15 protein-coding genes are annotated in these 13,390 nt (G+C 67.3%); 8 read left to right on the forward strand and 7 right to left on the reverse strand.

What is annotated here, in order from left to right:
• Positions 1-185: 185 nt before the first annotated feature.
• Positions 186-881, forward strand: a complete 696-nt coding sequence (locus tag A7X12_RS10840) for a hypothetical protein (protein WP_064311640.1) — start codon at positions 186-188, stop codon at positions 879-881.
• Between the two features lie 41 nt (positions 882-922).
• On the opposite strand, the gene thrS is transcribed toward A7X12_RS10840, so the two are convergent.
• Complete coding sequence (gene thrS, locus A7X12_RS10845) at positions 923-2,923, reverse strand: threonine--tRNA ligase (RefSeq protein WP_198162003.1); 2,001 nt, start codon at positions 2,921-2,923, stop codon at positions 923-925.
• 149 nt (positions 2,924-3,072) lie between these two features.
• On the opposite strand from thrS, the gene A7X12_RS10850 reads away from it, so the two are divergent.
• Complete coding sequence (locus A7X12_RS10850; RefSeq protein ID WP_064311642.1) at positions 3,073-3,429, forward strand: VOC family protein; 357 nt, start codon at positions 3,073-3,075, stop codon at positions 3,427-3,429.
• A gap of 108 nt (positions 3,430-3,537) precedes the next feature.
• Here the strand turns inward: A7X12_RS10850 and A7X12_RS25510 are convergent, their stop codons facing one another.
• From A7X12_RS25510 to A7X12_RS10860, 3 genes are read right to left on the reverse strand one after another with little or no spacing between them, the layout of a single operon-like run.
• Positions 3,538-4,122, reverse strand: coding sequence for a hypothetical protein (locus tag A7X12_RS25510; protein ID WP_157105566.1), 585 nt, complete (start codon positions 4,120-4,122; stop codon positions 3,538-3,540).
• A gap of 60 nt (positions 4,123-4,182) precedes the next feature.
• Complete coding sequence (locus tag A7X12_RS10855) at positions 4,183-5,253, reverse strand: D-cysteine desulfhydrase family protein (RefSeq protein WP_064311643.1); 1,071 nt, start codon at positions 5,251-5,253, stop codon at positions 4,183-4,185.
• A complete protein-coding gene (locus A7X12_RS10860; RefSeq protein WP_064311644.1) occupies positions 5,250-6,068 on the reverse strand; it encodes an LD-carboxypeptidase in 819 nt (272 codons plus the stop codon). The genes A7X12_RS10855 and A7X12_RS10860 overlap by 4 nt, the downstream gene beginning before the upstream one ends.
• Before the next feature lie 39 nt (positions 6,069-6,107).
• On the opposite strand from A7X12_RS10860, the gene A7X12_RS10865 reads away from it, so the two are divergent.
• The 4 genes from A7X12_RS10865 (at position 6,108) to A7X12_RS10880 (ending at position 9,320) form a co-directional block, all read left to right on the forward strand.
• Entirely contained in the window at positions 6,108-7,502 is a 1,395-nt protein-coding gene (locus A7X12_RS10865; protein WP_064311645.1) for a UDP-N-acetylmuramate--L-alanine ligase, read from the forward strand.
• Positions 7,503-7,747: 245 nt separating this feature from the next.
• Entirely contained in the window at positions 7,748-8,170 is a 423-nt protein-coding gene (locus A7X12_RS10870) for a hypothetical protein (protein WP_064311646.1), read from the forward strand.
• Positions 8,167-8,376 (forward strand): helix-turn-helix transcriptional regulator, encoded by a 210-nt coding sequence (locus A7X12_RS10875; protein WP_064311647.1) that lies wholly within the window; start codon positions 8,167-8,169, stop codon positions 8,374-8,376. Before A7X12_RS10870 ends, A7X12_RS10875 begins: the two co-directional genes overlap by 4 nt.
• Positions 8,373-9,320 (forward strand): alpha/beta fold hydrolase, encoded by a 948-nt coding sequence (locus A7X12_RS10880; RefSeq protein WP_232318459.1) that lies wholly within the window; start codon positions 8,373-8,375, stop codon positions 9,318-9,320. The genes A7X12_RS10875 and A7X12_RS10880 overlap by 4 nt, the downstream gene beginning before the upstream one ends.
• 27 nt (positions 9,321-9,347) lie before the next feature.
• On the opposite strand, the gene A7X12_RS10885 is transcribed toward A7X12_RS10880, so the two are convergent.
• Positions 9,348-9,572, reverse strand: a complete 225-nt coding sequence (locus A7X12_RS10885; protein ID WP_064311648.1) for a hypothetical protein — start codon at positions 9,570-9,572, stop codon at positions 9,348-9,350.
• Positions 9,573-9,582: 10 nt separating this feature from the next.
• Positions 9,583-10,629 carry a glycerophosphodiester phosphodiesterase gene (locus tag A7X12_RS10890; protein ID WP_443029303.1) on the reverse strand — a complete coding sequence of 349 codons (1,047 nt, stop codon included), beginning with the start codon at positions 10,627-10,629 and terminating at the stop codon, positions 9,583-9,585.
• Positions 10,630-10,707: 78 nt separating this feature from the next.
• Between A7X12_RS10890 and A7X12_RS10895 the strand changes: the two genes are divergently transcribed.
• Both A7X12_RS10895 and A7X12_RS10900 read left to right on the forward strand, forming a co-directional pair.
• Positions 10,708-11,619: an XdhC family protein gene (locus tag A7X12_RS10895; RefSeq protein ID WP_064311649.1), complete on the forward strand. Its 912-nt coding sequence runs from the start codon at positions 10,708-10,710 to the stop codon at positions 11,617-11,619.
• Positions 11,606-12,220: a nucleotidyltransferase family protein gene (locus A7X12_RS10900; RefSeq protein ID WP_064311650.1), complete on the forward strand. Its 615-nt coding sequence runs from the start codon at positions 11,606-11,608 to the stop codon at positions 12,218-12,220. Before A7X12_RS10895 ends, A7X12_RS10900 begins: the two co-directional genes overlap by 14 nt.
• On the opposite strand, the gene A7X12_RS10905 is transcribed toward A7X12_RS10900, so the two are convergent.
• Entirely contained in the window at positions 12,189-13,388 is a 1,200-nt protein-coding gene (locus A7X12_RS10905; protein WP_064311651.1) for an ABC transporter permease, read from the reverse strand. The two genes, A7X12_RS10900 and A7X12_RS10905, sit on opposite strands and share 32 nt — an antisense overlap.
• Between the last annotated feature and the right edge of the window lie 2 nt (positions 13,389-13,390).

The following is a 13,390-nucleotide window of genomic DNA, read 5'->3' on the forward strand; positions in this document are numbered from 1 at the left end:
CCTATATAGACAATAACGCGCGCCGAGAGAAGGTCCCCCCGGCGGCATATTGCGGCGATATTGCGCGGCAAGTGCCGCGCGCCTGCGGAAAACTCCCCCGACGGCCGCCTCCGGCTCCTGATCTCTCTATAATGCCCCGGGTGCCGGCGGACTCTTTCCGCGTGCCGGCAACAGGGGGAAGCGTAATGCAGCAACTGTTTCGTGCGGCGATGGGTTTCGCCGCGATCACGCTTGCCGGCCAGGCGCTGGCGCAGACCGATGCCGGGGCCGAGCAGGGCAAGGTGAGCCTCGGCGTTACCGCCGGCTCGCTGGGCGTGGGGCCGGAAATCGGCTACCGATTCAACCAGCATGTCGGCGTGCGTGCCAATGGCGGTTTTCTGGGCGTGGACCACAGCTTCAGCTCGGGCGGCATTGAATATGACGGCCATGCCAAGCTCTCTTCGGTAGGCGCGGTCGTCGATCTCTATCCGTTCGGCGGCGGCTTCCGCATCTCCGCTGGCGCGCGCTACAACGGCACGGACGGCAATGTCCGCGCGACGCCGAACGGCCCGACCAGGATCGGCAGCCTGGTGTTCACGCCGCAGCAGATCGGCACGATCACCGGCCGAGCCGACCTTCGCGAGTTCGCGCCGCAGCTGACGCTCGGCTATGGCGGCAAGCTGCGCAAGGGCCTGGTGTTCACGGTTGAGGCGGGTGCGCTGTTTCAGGGCGCCGTGCGGATTCGCGATTTCACGTCGAACGGCACGCTGGCGACCGACCCGACGGTGGCTGGGACCACCTATCGCAACGAACTCGCGAAGCAGCGCCAGAAGCTGCAGGACTCGGCGAACGACTATCAGGTGTACCCGATCCTGCAGTTCGGGCTGAAGTACCGGTTCTAGGCAAGGGGCGGGCGGCGCGTTTCGGCGCCGCCCGCCGCCTGTTACTGCGCCGCGGCCAGATCCGGCGCCAGCGCCTCGGCCTTGAGCCGCGCGATCGCCTCGTCCAGCGTCAGCATGGTCTGGCCCTGGCTGCCGAGCACGCGGAGCGCCACGGTGCGCTCCTCGGCCTCGCGCTTGCCCACCACCAGCAGGTTGGGCACCTTGGCCAGCGAGTGCTCGCGCACCTTGTAGTTGATCTTCTCGTTGCGCAGGTCGCTCTCGACGCGGATGCCCGCGGCCTGGAGCTTCGCCACCACCTCGCGGGCATAGTCGTCCGCATCCGACACGATCGTCGCGACCACCGCCTGCACCGGCGCGAGCCAGGTCGGCAGCTTGCCGGCGAAATGTTCGATCAGGATGCCGATGAAGCGCTCGTACGAGCCGAAGATCGCGCGGTGGAGCATCACCGGGCGGTGGCGCTCGCCATCCTCGCCGACATAGGACGCATCGAGCCGCTCGGGCAGCACCCGGTCCGACTGGATGGTGCCGACCTGCCAGGTGCGGCCGATCGCATCGGTGAGGTGCCATTCCAGCTTGGGCGCGTAGAAGGCGCCTTCGCCGGGCAGTTCCTCCCAGCCATATTCCGGCGTGGCGAGGCCGGCGGCGACGACGGCGTCGCGCAGCTCGTTTTCGGCCTGGTCCCACATCTCCTCGGTGCCGAAGCGCTTCTCGGGGCGCAGTGCGAGCTTGATCGCATAGGTGAAGCCGAAATGCTTGTAGACCCGGTCGGCCAGCGCGCAGAACGCCTTCACCTCGTCGACGATCTGGTCCTCGCGGCAGAAGATATGGCCGTCGTCCTGCGTGAACTGGCGGACGCGCATCAGCCCGTGCAGCGCGCCGTGCGGCTCGTTGCGGTGGCAGCAGCCATTCTCGACCAGCCGCATCGGCAGGTCGCGATATGACTTGATGCCCTGCTTGAAGATCAGGATATGCGCGGGGCAGTTCATCGGCTTGAGCGCCATCCACTGCGCGTCCTCGGACACCATCGGACCCTCGTCCTCGATGTTCGGGGTCTCGTCGGGGATGACGAACATGTTCTGGCGATACTTGCCCCAGTGGCCGGACTGCTCCCACTGGCGCGCGTCCATCACCTGCGGGGTCTTCACTTCCTTGCTGCCCGCGCCGTTGACCGCGCGGCGCATGTAATCCTCGAGCACGCGGTAGATGACGTAGCCGTTGGGATGCCAGAACACCGAGCCATGCGCCTCCTGCTGGAGGTGGAACAGGTCCATCTCCGCGCCGAGCTTGCGGTGGTCGCGCTTGGCGGCTTCCTCCAGGCGCGTCAGATGCTCCTGGAGCTGCTTCTTGTTCAGCCAGCCGGTGCCGTAGATGCGGCTGAGCATCGCGTTCTTCTGGTCGCCGCGCCAATAGGCGCCCGACACGCGGGTGAGCTTGAACGCATCCGCCGCGACCTTGCCGGTGGAGGCGAGGTGGGGGCCGCGGCACATGTCGAGCCAGGCGTCCTCGCCCTTGCCGGCGCGGTACACCGTGAGTTCCTCGCCCTCGGGGAGCTCCTTGGCCCATTCGGCCTTGAAGGTCTCGCCCTGCGCGGTCCAGCGCGCGATCAGGTCGGCGCGCGACCAGACTTCGCGGATCAGCGGCTCGTCGCGCGCGATGATGCGGCGCATCTCCTCCTCGATCGCCGGCAGGTCCTCCTCGGTGAAGGGGCGGTCCTTGGGGGCGAAGTCATAGTAGAAGCCGTCGTCGGTCGACGGGCCGAAGGTGATCTGCGTGCCGGGGAACAGGTGCTGCACCGCTTCGGCCAGGATATGCGCATAATCGTGGCGCGCGAGTTCGAGCGCGTCGGCCTCGTCCTTGGCGGTGACGAGGGCGAGCTGGGCGTCGCCCTCGAACGGACGCCCGATGTCGCGCAGCTCGCCATCGACGCGCGCGGCGAGCGCCGCCTTGGCGAGGCCGGGGCCGATCGCCGCGGCGATGTCCGCCGGGGTAGTCCCCGGGGCTACCTCGCGGACGGAACCGTCGGGCAGCGTAATGCGGAACATCTCGGACACGGGAAGAACCCTTCTCTTGGGTGTGAATGGAGCGCGGCTTATGCCCGCGCGGGTGCGATATAGGCAAGGCTTTGGCGAAAGGGCAGGGGCGCGGGGATTTCGGGGTGGTACGGAGGGCGGCGCGGGCATAGCCTGCGGGGATGGACGCCAGCCACCACATCGTCGCCATCCTGCCCTGCCGCGACCTCGACGCGAGCACCGCTTTCTACCGCCGCCTGGGGCTGGAGGTGGCCAGCGACTACGGCCATTACCGCATCCTCGAAGACGGCCGCGGCTGGCACCTGCACTTGCGGCACGAGGTCAACACGCCCCAGGCGCCGGACAATCCCTTCGGGCTTTACCTCTATGTCGAGGATGTCGACGCGGTGGCGGATCGGGTGCGCGAGGCGATCATCCAGCCGGACACGCCGCATGCGATGCCCTGGGGGACGTACGAGTTCGCGGTGTCGGACCCCGATGGCGCGCTGTTGCGGGTGGGGCGGGTACTGGAAGGGTGAACTGTCCACACCGACTGATTTGAACTCAGCCGATCCAGCGTGATGACGGTAGATTTGAGGCGGAGCTTCAGCTCTGTTGTATTATTCTGCTTGCTTTCTTGCGGAGCCTTAATCAGATTCTACAACTTCTTTTCGGTCCTTCTTTGTCGGTATTCCAAGGAAGCCGCGAACTATCCATCCGACGACCCATGATAACGCCTGTAAAATCCCGACGCCGATTAAAACTGAAAGGACGAATGCTCGAAATTGATGCCAAAATTCGCCCCACCATTGGGCGTTAACCTCGAAGCTTGCTTCTTTTCTAAGATTCTCCGGAAAGGCGAAGCTCTGTTTGCGTCTCTCGGTATAGGTGCTGACAGCACTGCTGTAAGGTTCGTCAACATACCAGTTGTCTTTACCTGCTGCAGCGAATGCTACGAGTGAGCGGCCATCATCCGCTTTTGAAGAACGAAAGCAGAGTTCGATATCGGTCGATGTGCTGCCAACGTTCACGCCATACGTCGTAGCTGTAGCGTCGCTGCCGTAGTTGCACGCGGTCTTAGATAGCTTCCATGAATCGGATGGCGAAGCAGTTTCGAGCGTCAGCGTTGGATGAGGTAAACTGATTAGCAAAATGGCCGAGGCAAATAGCACGATTAGGATTTGCCCAAGGCGCGTAATGCGACGCCCCCCTTCAAACCAGTTGATCTTCATCGCTTCCCCCGAATTGATGCGTAGGGTGTCGGTTGATTGGGTCGGCTGCGAATTTTGAGGTCATGCTGCGGCCGATTTGCCATCGATATCTAAAGAACGTGCGCTCGTCTCTTGGTTAAATGCCCCCCGATACGCGAACAGCCCCGGCACGCCGCCGGTCATGACGTACAGCACCGCCTCGCCCGGCTGGAACGCGCCGCCCCGGATCGCCGCCAGCAGCCCGGCAAAGGCCTTGCCGCTATAGACGGGGTCGAGCAGCAGGCCCTCGGTGCGGGCGAGCAGTTCCACCGCTTCGCGCATCGCCTCCGTGGGGATGCCATAGCCGGGCCCACGCTGGCTGCCGTCGATCACCACCTCCGACGCCGACACCCTGCCCGGCAGGGCGTTGGCGGCGAGCGTCGCCTGGGCCAGCGCCAGCGTCTCGGCATGGGCGCGCTCGGGGGTGGCGAGGACGGCGTAGGACTGGACGCGCGTCACGTCCGCGCCCGCCGCGGCCATGCCGGCGGCGAGGCCCGCATGGGTGCCGGCGCTGCCGTTGGGCACGACGATGCGGGCGAAGCGCTCGCCCAGCGCCGCCTCCTGGTCCAGTATCTCCCAGGCGCAGGCGACATAGCCGAGCGCGCCGACCGGCGACGATCCGCCCGCGCCGACCACATAGGGTTTGCGGCCCTCCGCTCGCAGCGCCTCGGCGCGGATGTGGGCGAAGGCCAGCGGGTCGGTGTCGCCGGGCACGTGGTGGACGGTCGCGCCGAAGATCGCGTCGAGCAGGAGGTTGCCGTTGCCGCGATAGTCGGCGTCGTGGCGCGGCACGACATCGGCCAGCACCAGCTCGCAGCCGAGGCCCATCCGCGCCGCCGCCGCCGCGCTCAGCCGGGCATGGTTGGATTGCAGGCCGCCGGTGGTGACGAAGGTATCGCACCCTCGTGCGATCGCGTCGCCGAGCAGGAATTCGAGCTTGCGCAGCTTGTTGCCGCCGCCGCCGATGCCGGCGACATCGTCGCGCTTCCCATAAATCCGCACGCCGGTGCCGAGCGCCGCCTCCAGCCGCGTCAGCCGCTCGATCGGCGAGGGGTGGGCGAGCAGCGATACCGCGCCGTGGCGTGCGCGCAGGGCTTGCGGGTCGGGGCTCATGCGACGCCGAACGGCACGACATGGTTGGTCGAGACGTGCCCGATCGCGCAGCGGCCGAGATAGGGGACGTCCATCTCCTTGCACCAGCGCAGGATCATTTCGTCCACCGTCTCGCCGAAGGGCGGGTCGTTCTCCGCGATCGCAGTCACCGCGCCGAGGCGGATGCCGGCGATGCCCTTCAGTTGCTCGGCATGGGCCATGTTGAACAGCATCCGGTCGATCCGGTAGAGCGGCTCGTCCACTTCCTCGATCATCAGCACATGGTCGGTGAGGTCGGGCAGGTACTTGCTGCCGATCAGCGACGTCAGGATCGCGAGGTTGAAGGCGGCGGCGGGGCGACCGTCGGCCAAGCTGGGGTCTAGCCCGCGCCGGTCGCGGTCGATCAGCCAGCCGAGCGCCCAGCCGGTATCCACCCCGGCATCGTTCCTGCCGATGCTGCTCGCCATCGAGGCATGGACCGGATGGCCGATGCCGCGGGCGTAGAGCGCGCCGAGCAGGAAGCCCATGTCCGAAAAGCCCATGTACGTCTTGCGCCGCGCCGCCTCGCCGAGATGCGGCATCACCGCGTCGAGGATGCGGTTCGAGCCATAGCCGCCGCGCGCGAACCAGATCGCGTCGATCGCCGGATCGTTGGCGAACTCAAGGAACGCCGCCGCGCGCTCTGCATCGGACCCGGCGAAATGGCCCGCCGAGAGATAGCATTGCGGGTGGAACACCACCTCGTGCTCCGGGTAGGTGAGCGCCATGAACGCCGCCATGCGGGCAGACGATTCCCGGGTGACTGGCCGCGCCGGCGCGACGACTCCGATCCGCATATGCTTGTATGGTCTCCTCGAATTGCCGATAGCGTGCCCATGCAGCATGGCAAAGCAACCTTCTTCGTAGGGATCGGCGGATCGGGGATGATGCCGCTGGCGATGATCCTCGCCGGCCGGGGCGCCCGGGTCTCGGGTTCGGACCGCAGCCTCGACGGCGGGCGGCTGGCGTCCAAGTTCGACTGGCTGCGCAGCCGCGGCGTCGACCTGTTCCCGCAGGACGGCAGCGGCGTACAGTCGGCCGAGCAGGTGGTGGTCGCCTCCGCCGCGATCGAGCCGACCGTGCCGGACATGGTGCGCGCCGCCGAACTGGGCTGCGCGCGGATGTCACGGGCCGAGCTGCTGGCGAGCCTGTTCAACGCCTCCCCGCTGCCGATCGGCGTGGCGGGGACCAGCGGCAAGTCGACCGTGACGGGGATGATCGGCTGGATCCTCCACGCCTGCGGGCGCGATCCCACGGTGATGAACGGCGCGGTGATGAAGAATTTCGCCACGCCGGACGCGCCGTTCGCCAGCGCGCTGGTGGGGGCGGGGGACGCCTTTGTCAGCGAGGTGGACGAGAGCGACGGCTCGATCGCCAATTACTGGCCGCGCATCGCGGTGCTCAACAATGTCAGCCTCGACCACAAGTCGCTGGAGGAATTGCGGCTGCTGTTCGGGGCGTTCGCGGGCAAGGCGGCGACGACGGTGGTCAATGTCGGCGATGCCGAGAGCGCGGCGCTGGCGGCGGGGCTGGATCGCGGACGGACGCTCACCTTCGCGGTGGAGGGCGAGGCGGACCTGATGGCGCGCAACCTCGCGCCGGAGGCGTTCGCTTGTCGCTTCGACCTGGTGATGGGTGAGACGGTGCGGCGGGTGCGGCTGCAGGTGCCGGGGCGGCACAATGTCGCCAATGCGCTGGCGGCGATCGGCGCGGCGACGGCGGCGGGCGTGTCGCTGGAGGAGGCCTGCAAGGCGGTCGAGGGGTTCACCGGCTTGCGGCGGCGCTTCGAGCTGGTCGGCACGGCGGGCGGCGTGTCGGTGATCGACGATTTCGGGCACAACCCCGACAAGATCGCCGCGACGCTCGATACGCTCCACGCCTTTCCGGGGCGGTTGCTGCTGCTGTTCCAGCCGCATGGCTATGGCCCGCTCAAGGTGATGCGGCGCGAACTGGTCGCGATGTTCGCGACGAAGCTGGGCGCGGAGGACCTGCTGGTGCTGCCCGACCCGGTCTATCAGGGCGGCACGGTGTCGCGTGAGGTTACCAGCGCCGACATCGTCACCGATGTCGCGGCGACCGGCGCGCAGGCGATCCACATCCCCAGCCGCGAGGCGGCGGCGGCGCATCTCGTGGCGCAGGCCCGCCCGGGTGACCGGATCGTGGTGATGGGCGCGCGCGACGATACGCTGAGCCAGCTTGCCGAGGACATGGTGGCGCGGCTCGGCGCGTAAATTCCTCCCCGGCACGGGGGAGGGGGACCGCGCGGCACCGCCGCGTGGTGGAGGGGCCGTGCCGCAGGCACGGTACTTGTCGATAGCATCGGATACCGCCGCGTTCGCGGCGCCCCCTCCACCATGTGCTGCGGCACATGGTCCCCCTCCCCGTGCCGGGGAGGAATGGTACATGTCAACCATGCTTGACATGTAAAGCGTGGTTTACGTAAAGCTCGCTTGTCTTATTCGCAAGGGAGCTTTACATGGGGCACGGCTCGATGAACCCGGCGCAGCGTCGCTACAGCTGGCGGTTCGGAGGCGCGATGGGCGCTTATTCGGTGGTGCTCATCGCCTGCAAGCTGGCGGCTCGCGCATGGCATCCGGAGGGTGTATCGCTGTTCCTGCTGGCGCTCGCACCCGCCCTACCCCTGCTTGCCGCCATCGCCGCTTATGGCCTGTATCTCCTGGAGGAAAAAGACGAGTTCCTCCGTAACATCAATGCGACCGCCGCCTTGGGCGGGCTGGGCGTGGTGCTCGCCTTCTGCACGGTGTGGGGTTTCCTAACCGATGGCGGCCTGGTGCCGGGCTTCCCGCTATGGGGGACCTTCCCGCTCTGGGCGCTCGGCATGGGGCTCAGCCAAGGCGTCCTGTGGCACCGCTACCGGAACGCGGGCGCCGACGCATGAACAACCGCCTCCGCGTGCTCCGCGCCGAGCGCGCCTGGAGCCAGCAGGATCTCGCCGAACGGCTGGAGGTCTCGCGCCAGAGCGTCAATGCCATCGAGACCGGGCGCTACGATCCCTCGCTGCCGCTCGCCTTCAAGATCGCCGATCTGTTCGGCCTCGCCATCGAAGACATCTTCCTCAACCCCGCCAAGGAGCAGGACCAATGATGCATGACCTTTGCCTTGCCGCATCCCGCGTTCCCGCAGGCCGCTTCTTGGCCATCGCCCTTGCGATCGCGGCTTCCAACGTGTCGGCGCATAGCCATGGGGTGCCGGCGCCTGTCGCTGGCGCAGCCGAGACGCTGGTGCAGATGGCACATATATCGGTGCAGGTGCTCGGCCGCGGCAGCCCGGTGGTGCTGATCCCCGGCCTGTCCAGCCCGCGCGCTACCTGGGACGGCGTGGTGCCGGAGTTGATCAAGAACCACCGCGTCTATCTGGTGCAGGTCAACGGCTTCGGCGGCGACGATCCGCGCGCCAACCTTCAGCCCGGCATCCTCGACGGCATCGTGGCCGACCTCCACACGCTGATCGCCGACAAGAAGCTGGGCGCGGTGCCGGTGGTCGGCCATTCGATGGGCGGGCTGGTGACGCTCCGGCTGGCGCGCGAACATCCCGAGGATGTGCGGAAGACGCTGATCGTCGATGCGCTGCCCTTTCTTGGCGTGGTCTGGGGCGGGCTGCCGAACGTCGAGGCGGCCAAGGCGCCCGCCGAGATGATGCGCGCGCAGATGGCCGGGCTGTACGGCAAGCCCTTCCCGCCGCTGCTCGCGCAGTCGATCGCGCGCCAGAACGCGCTCAAGCCCGCCTCGCAGGAAAAGGTTGCGGGCTGGTCTGGCCGTGCCGACATGCGGGTAAGCGGACAGGCAATCTACGAGGACATGCTGACCGACCTCCGGCCGGAGCTGCCGAAGATCACCGCGCCGATCACCGTGCTGGTGCCCTGGACCGAGGCGCGCGGCGGCGAGGAGAAGATGCTGGGCCTTTACCGCGCGCAATATGCCGGGGCGCCGCACGTGACGATTCGCGGCGTTGGTGACAGCGGGCACTTCATCATGCTCGACCAGCCGGATGTGTTCGAGCGAGCGCTGATGACGTTCTTGGCGGGATAAGCCCCCCGCCTGCGGGCGGGGGAGCGTTCAACGCTGCTCGTTCTGGCAACGCTCGGGATGCTTGCGGCATTCCTTTTCGTGCTTGCGCATCTTCCGGCCGCGATTGCGATCGGCCTCGTCCTGGCTGGTGGTGGCCCAGTCAACCGCCTGGCCGCCGGCGCGGACCGGCAGCGTTACGACCTTGGCGGCGGTCTTCACCACGCATCCCCCCGCCAGCAGCGGCAGCACGAGCAGAACAGGGAGGATGCGCATAGGAATAGCCTTACTTGCCGCTGGTTTTCAGAAAGCTATCCCTAGCCGGTACGCCGATGGAAGGGAAATCGGTAAAGAAGCCGTCGATCCCGGCCTTGAGGAAGGCGGTGATCTCCTCCGCCAGATGGCCATGCGCGGCCGGATCGGTGCCGACCTGATAGGCGGGCATCAGGAAGAAATTCTCGGCGCGGAAGGTCCAGGGGTGGAGCTTCAGCCCCGCGGCATGGGCATCGGCGACCAACGTGGAGGGCGTACCGTCCTTGGCGATGATCTGGGTCAGCTCGGGGCCGATGCCGGCGGCGTATTGCGCGACGGCCTTGAGGCCCTCCGGCGTCGCCATCTCCTTGTAGCTGGCATAGGCGTGATCGGCCGGGCCTTCGCTGCCTGCCATCAGCTGGATCAGCGGCACCTTGGTCATGGTGTGGAGCTGCTTGAGGTTGTTCACCTCGAACGACTGGATGAACACCGGCGCATCGGCACGGTCCCAACCGGCGGCCTTGAGCTTGGCGACCAGCCGCGCTTCGAGCGGCAGGCCGATCGAGGCGAAATAGCTGGGATGCTTGGTCTCGGGATAGATGCCGATCACCCGGTGGAGCCGTGCCGATTCCTTCTTGGCGAGCGCGATGATCTCGTCGAGCGTCGGGATCGTCGCCTGGCCGTCATAGGCGGTGTTGCCCGGACGGAGCTTGGGCAGCCGCTCCTTGGCACGCAGGGTCTTGAGCTCGGCGAGGGTGAAGTCCTCGGTGAACCAACCGGTGATCGTCTGGCCGTCGATCGTCTTGGTGGTCTTGCGGGCCGCGAATTCGGGATGCGCTGCCACATCGGTCGTGTCGGTGATCGCATTCTCGTGCCGGGCGACCAGTTCGCCGTCCTTGGTGGGAACGAGATCGGGCTCGATGAAGTCGGCGCCGAGGTCGATCGCGCGCTGATAGGAAAGCAGCGTGTGTTCGGGTCGCTCGCCGCTGGCGCCACGATGGCCGATCACGATGATGCGGGGCATGGGTTTCTGCATGGGCTTTCCTTGTCCGAAAGCGACGGTGGGCACCAGCAGTGCCATCGCCAACAGCATCAGTCTCGTCACGGTCGTCTCCTTCGGCTAGGCGGGTAGAAAGCGGATGTGACGGGAGCGCGACAAGTGGCGGATAACGACGGCGTTCTGGCAGCGGCCGAGGCCTGGCGGGGCGCGAAGATGGCGCTGGCGACGGTGGTGACCACTTGGGGATCGGCCCCGCGCCCGCGCGGCAGCCATTTGCTCGTCCATGAGGACGGCCGCTTCGAAGGCTCGGTCTCGGGCGGTTGCGTCGAGACCGACATCCTGCAGACCGCCGCCGAGGTGATCGCCGGCGCGCCCGCGGTGGTGAAGGAGTACGGCGTCGCCGATGCGGCGGCGTGGGAAGTAGGCTTGCCCTGTGGCGGGCAGATCGCGGTGCTGGTGCAGCCGGTCGCGGCCAGCGGCTTTCCGCCCGCGCTGTTCGACGCGATCCGCGAGGCCCGTGCCGAGGGGCGGCCGATCGAGGTCGGCACCGATCTCGCCACCGGGCAGAGCGCGGTCGGGGGCACGGGGTTCGTAAACCGCTATGATCCGCCGCGACGGCTCCTGATCGTCGGCGCGGTGCAGATCGCGCAGGCGCTGGCTGGGCTCGCCCGCGAACTGGGCATCGCGACGACGGTGATCGATCCGCGCGGCCGGTTCCTCACCGAGGAGCGCTTCCCGGGCGTCACGCTCGACGATCGCTGGCCGGACGAGGCGGTTACCGCGCTCAAGCCCGATCCGGCAACCGCGGTGGTCACGCTGAGCCACGATCCCAAGATCGACGATGCCGCGCTGATCGCGGCGCTGGCCCACTCGACCGGCTATGTCGCGGCACTGGGTTCCCGGCGCAGCCAGGCGGCGCGGCTGGAACGACTTGGCGCCGCGGGCGTCTCAGCGCAGGATCTCGCGCGGATCGAAGGACCGGCGGGGCTTTCGATCGGGGCGATCGGTCCGTCCGAGATCGCCCTGTCCATTGCCGCCGCCATGGTGAAGACCTTCCATGCTGACTCCTGAAAAGACCGCGCTCGTCCTGCTGGCCGCAGGCAAGTCCGAGCGGTTCGCCGACGGCGACAAGCTGACCGAGGAATATCTCGGCCATCCCCTCGCCTTCCACGTGGTGACGGCGCTGGAGAAGATCCCGTTCCTTGCCCGGATCGCGGTGGTGTCGGACACCACGCTCGATTTCGCGTCGCGCGGGTTCCAGGTGGTGGAGAATCCCGATCCGTCGAAGGGCCAGGCGCGGTCGGTGCGCTTCGGCGTCCAGGCGGCGGAGAAGGCAGGTGCGGAGGCGGTGCTGATTGCGCTGGCGGACATGCCGCGCGTCACCGTCGCGCATTGCTACCGGCTGTTCGATGCCTCGAACAATGGCGCGACGTTGGTCGCGTCGAGCGACGGCGTGCAACCGATGCCGCCGGCGCTGATCGGGCGTGACCATTTCGCCGAGCTGTGCAGCCTGGAGGGCGATGCGGGCGCGCGTACGCTGATCCTGCGCGGCCACCATGTCATCACCCGGCCCGAGGAACTGGTCGACATCGACACCCGGGAGGATCTCGAGGAACTCCGCGGGCGCGAGGCGGCCGCCGCTATTCGTGCCGCAAGGCGTCGATCGGATTGAGCGCCGCGGCGCGCCGGGCGGGGAAGAAGCCGAACACGATCCCGATCAGCGCCGAAATGCCGAAACTGATCAGGTTGATCGACAGGTCGAACTGGAAGGGCAGGGAAGCAAGCGTCGCCAGGCCCCAGGAGGCGAAGAAGGCGAGCACCATCCCGATCATCCCGCCCAGGCACGACAGGGCCACCGCCTCGACCAGGAACTGCAGCAGCACTTCCTTGCCCAATGCGCCGATGGCGAGACGGATGCCGATCTCGCGCGTGCGCTCCGTCACTGACACCAACATGATGTTCATGATGCCGATGCCGCCGACCAGCAGGCTGACCGCAGCGATGGCGGCGACGAACAGCGTCAGCTGCTGTGTCTGGTTCTGGATGGTCGAGGCGAATTCGGCGCTGTCGAAGATGTCGAAATTGTCGGGCTGGCCGGGGGCGATGTGGCGGCGTTCGCGCAAGAGGCCGGTCAGCGACTGTTTGACCGTGGCGGTGTCGTAGCCTTTCGCCACCGCGACCTGGATCGCCAGCACGTTCTGGTTGCCGACGAAGCGGCGTTGCACGGTCTTGAGCGGTAGCACCACGGTGGAATTGGGATCGCTGAACCCGGCATTGTCCCGCTTCTTCAGCACGCCGATCACTTCGCAGCTGACCGTGCCGAGGCGGAAGCGCTCGCCCACCGGATCCTCGTTGGCAAACAGATTGGCGCGGATGGTGTCGCCGATCACGCAGACGGACTTGCCGGCGGTCAGCTCGGCATCGCTGAAGCGGCGGCCGCCGGCGAATTCGAGGTTCTGGGCGTCGAAATAGTCGTTGCTGGTGCCGGTGACCGACGCGGTCCAGTTCTGCGCGTTGCGCACCGCCAGCGCAGAGGACGAGGCTTGAGGTGCGACCGCGCTGACGCCGCTCACCTGCTGGCGGATCGCCAGCACATCGGCATTTTCGAAGCTGGGGGGCGCATTGCCGCCGCCGCGGCGCCCGCCGCTGGGGAACACGGTGAGCGTATTGTTGCCGAGCGAGCTGATCGACGCCTGCACCGAGGCCGACACGCCGTTGCCCAGCGTCACCATGGTGATCACCGCCGCGACGCCGATGATGATGCCGAGCGTCGTCAGGAACGAGCGCAGCAGGTGCCGGCGGATTTCGCGCAGCGACAGGAGGAGGGTGGTGAACAGCATCG

Source organism: Sphingomonas sp. TDK1, from assembly GCF_001650735.1.
Lineage (GTDB): Bacteria > Pseudomonadota > Alphaproteobacteria > Sphingomonadales > Sphingomonadaceae > Sphingomonas.

Bases quoted from the DNA above. Each gene is read 5' to 3' on its own strand.
- A7X12_RS10870 (WP_064311646.1), top strand. From the start codon at position 7,748: ATGGGGCACGGCTCGATGAACCCGGCGCAGCGTCGCTACAGCTGGCGG.
- A7X12_RS10855 (WP_064311643.1), bottom strand. From the start codon at position 5,253: ATGAGCCCCGACCCGCAAGCCCTGCGCGCACGCCACGGCGCGGTATCG.
- A7X12_RS10850 (WP_064311642.1), top strand. From the start codon at position 3,073: ATGGACGCCAGCCACCACATCGTCGCCATCCTGCCCTGCCGCGACCTC.
- A7X12_RS10880 (WP_232318459.1), top strand. From the start codon at position 8,373: ATGATGCATGACCTTTGCCTTGCCGCATCCCGCGTTCCCGCAGGCCGC.
- A7X12_RS25510 (WP_157105566.1), bottom strand. From the start codon at position 4,122: ATGAAGATCAACTGGTTTGAAGGGGGGCGTCGCATTACGCGCCTTGGG.
- A7X12_RS10875 (WP_064311647.1), top strand. From the start codon at position 8,167: ATGAACAACCGCCTCCGCGTGCTCCGCGCCGAGCGCGCCTGGAGCCAG.
- A7X12_RS10865 (WP_064311645.1), top strand. From the start codon at position 6,108: ATGCAGCATGGCAAAGCAACCTTCTTCGTAGGGATCGGCGGATCGGGG.
- A7X12_RS10900 (WP_064311650.1), top strand. From the start codon at position 11,606: ATGCTGACTCCTGAAAAGACCGCGCTCGTCCTGCTGGCCGCAGGCAAG.
- A7X12_RS10860 (WP_064311644.1), bottom strand. From the start codon at position 6,068: ATGCGGATCGGAGTCGTCGCGCCGGCGCGGCCAGTCACCCGGGAATCG.
- A7X12_RS10885 (WP_064311648.1), bottom strand. From the start codon at position 9,572: ATGCGCATCCTCCCTGTTCTGCTCGTGCTGCCGCTGCTGGCGGGGGGA.
- thrS (WP_198162003.1), bottom strand. From the start codon at position 2,923: ATGTTCCGCATTACGCTGCCCGACGGTTCCGTCCGCGAGGTAGCCCCG.
- A7X12_RS10840 (WP_064311640.1), top strand. From the start codon at position 186: ATGCAGCAACTGTTTCGTGCGGCGATGGGTTTCGCCGCGATCACGCTT.
- A7X12_RS10890 (WP_443029303.1), bottom strand. From the start codon at position 10,629: ATGGCACTGCTGGTGCCCACCGTCGCTTTCGGACAAGGAAAGCCCATG.
- A7X12_RS10905 (WP_064311651.1), bottom strand. From the start codon at position 13,388: ATGCTGTTCACCACCCTCCTCCTGTCGCTGCGCGAAATCCGCCGGCAC.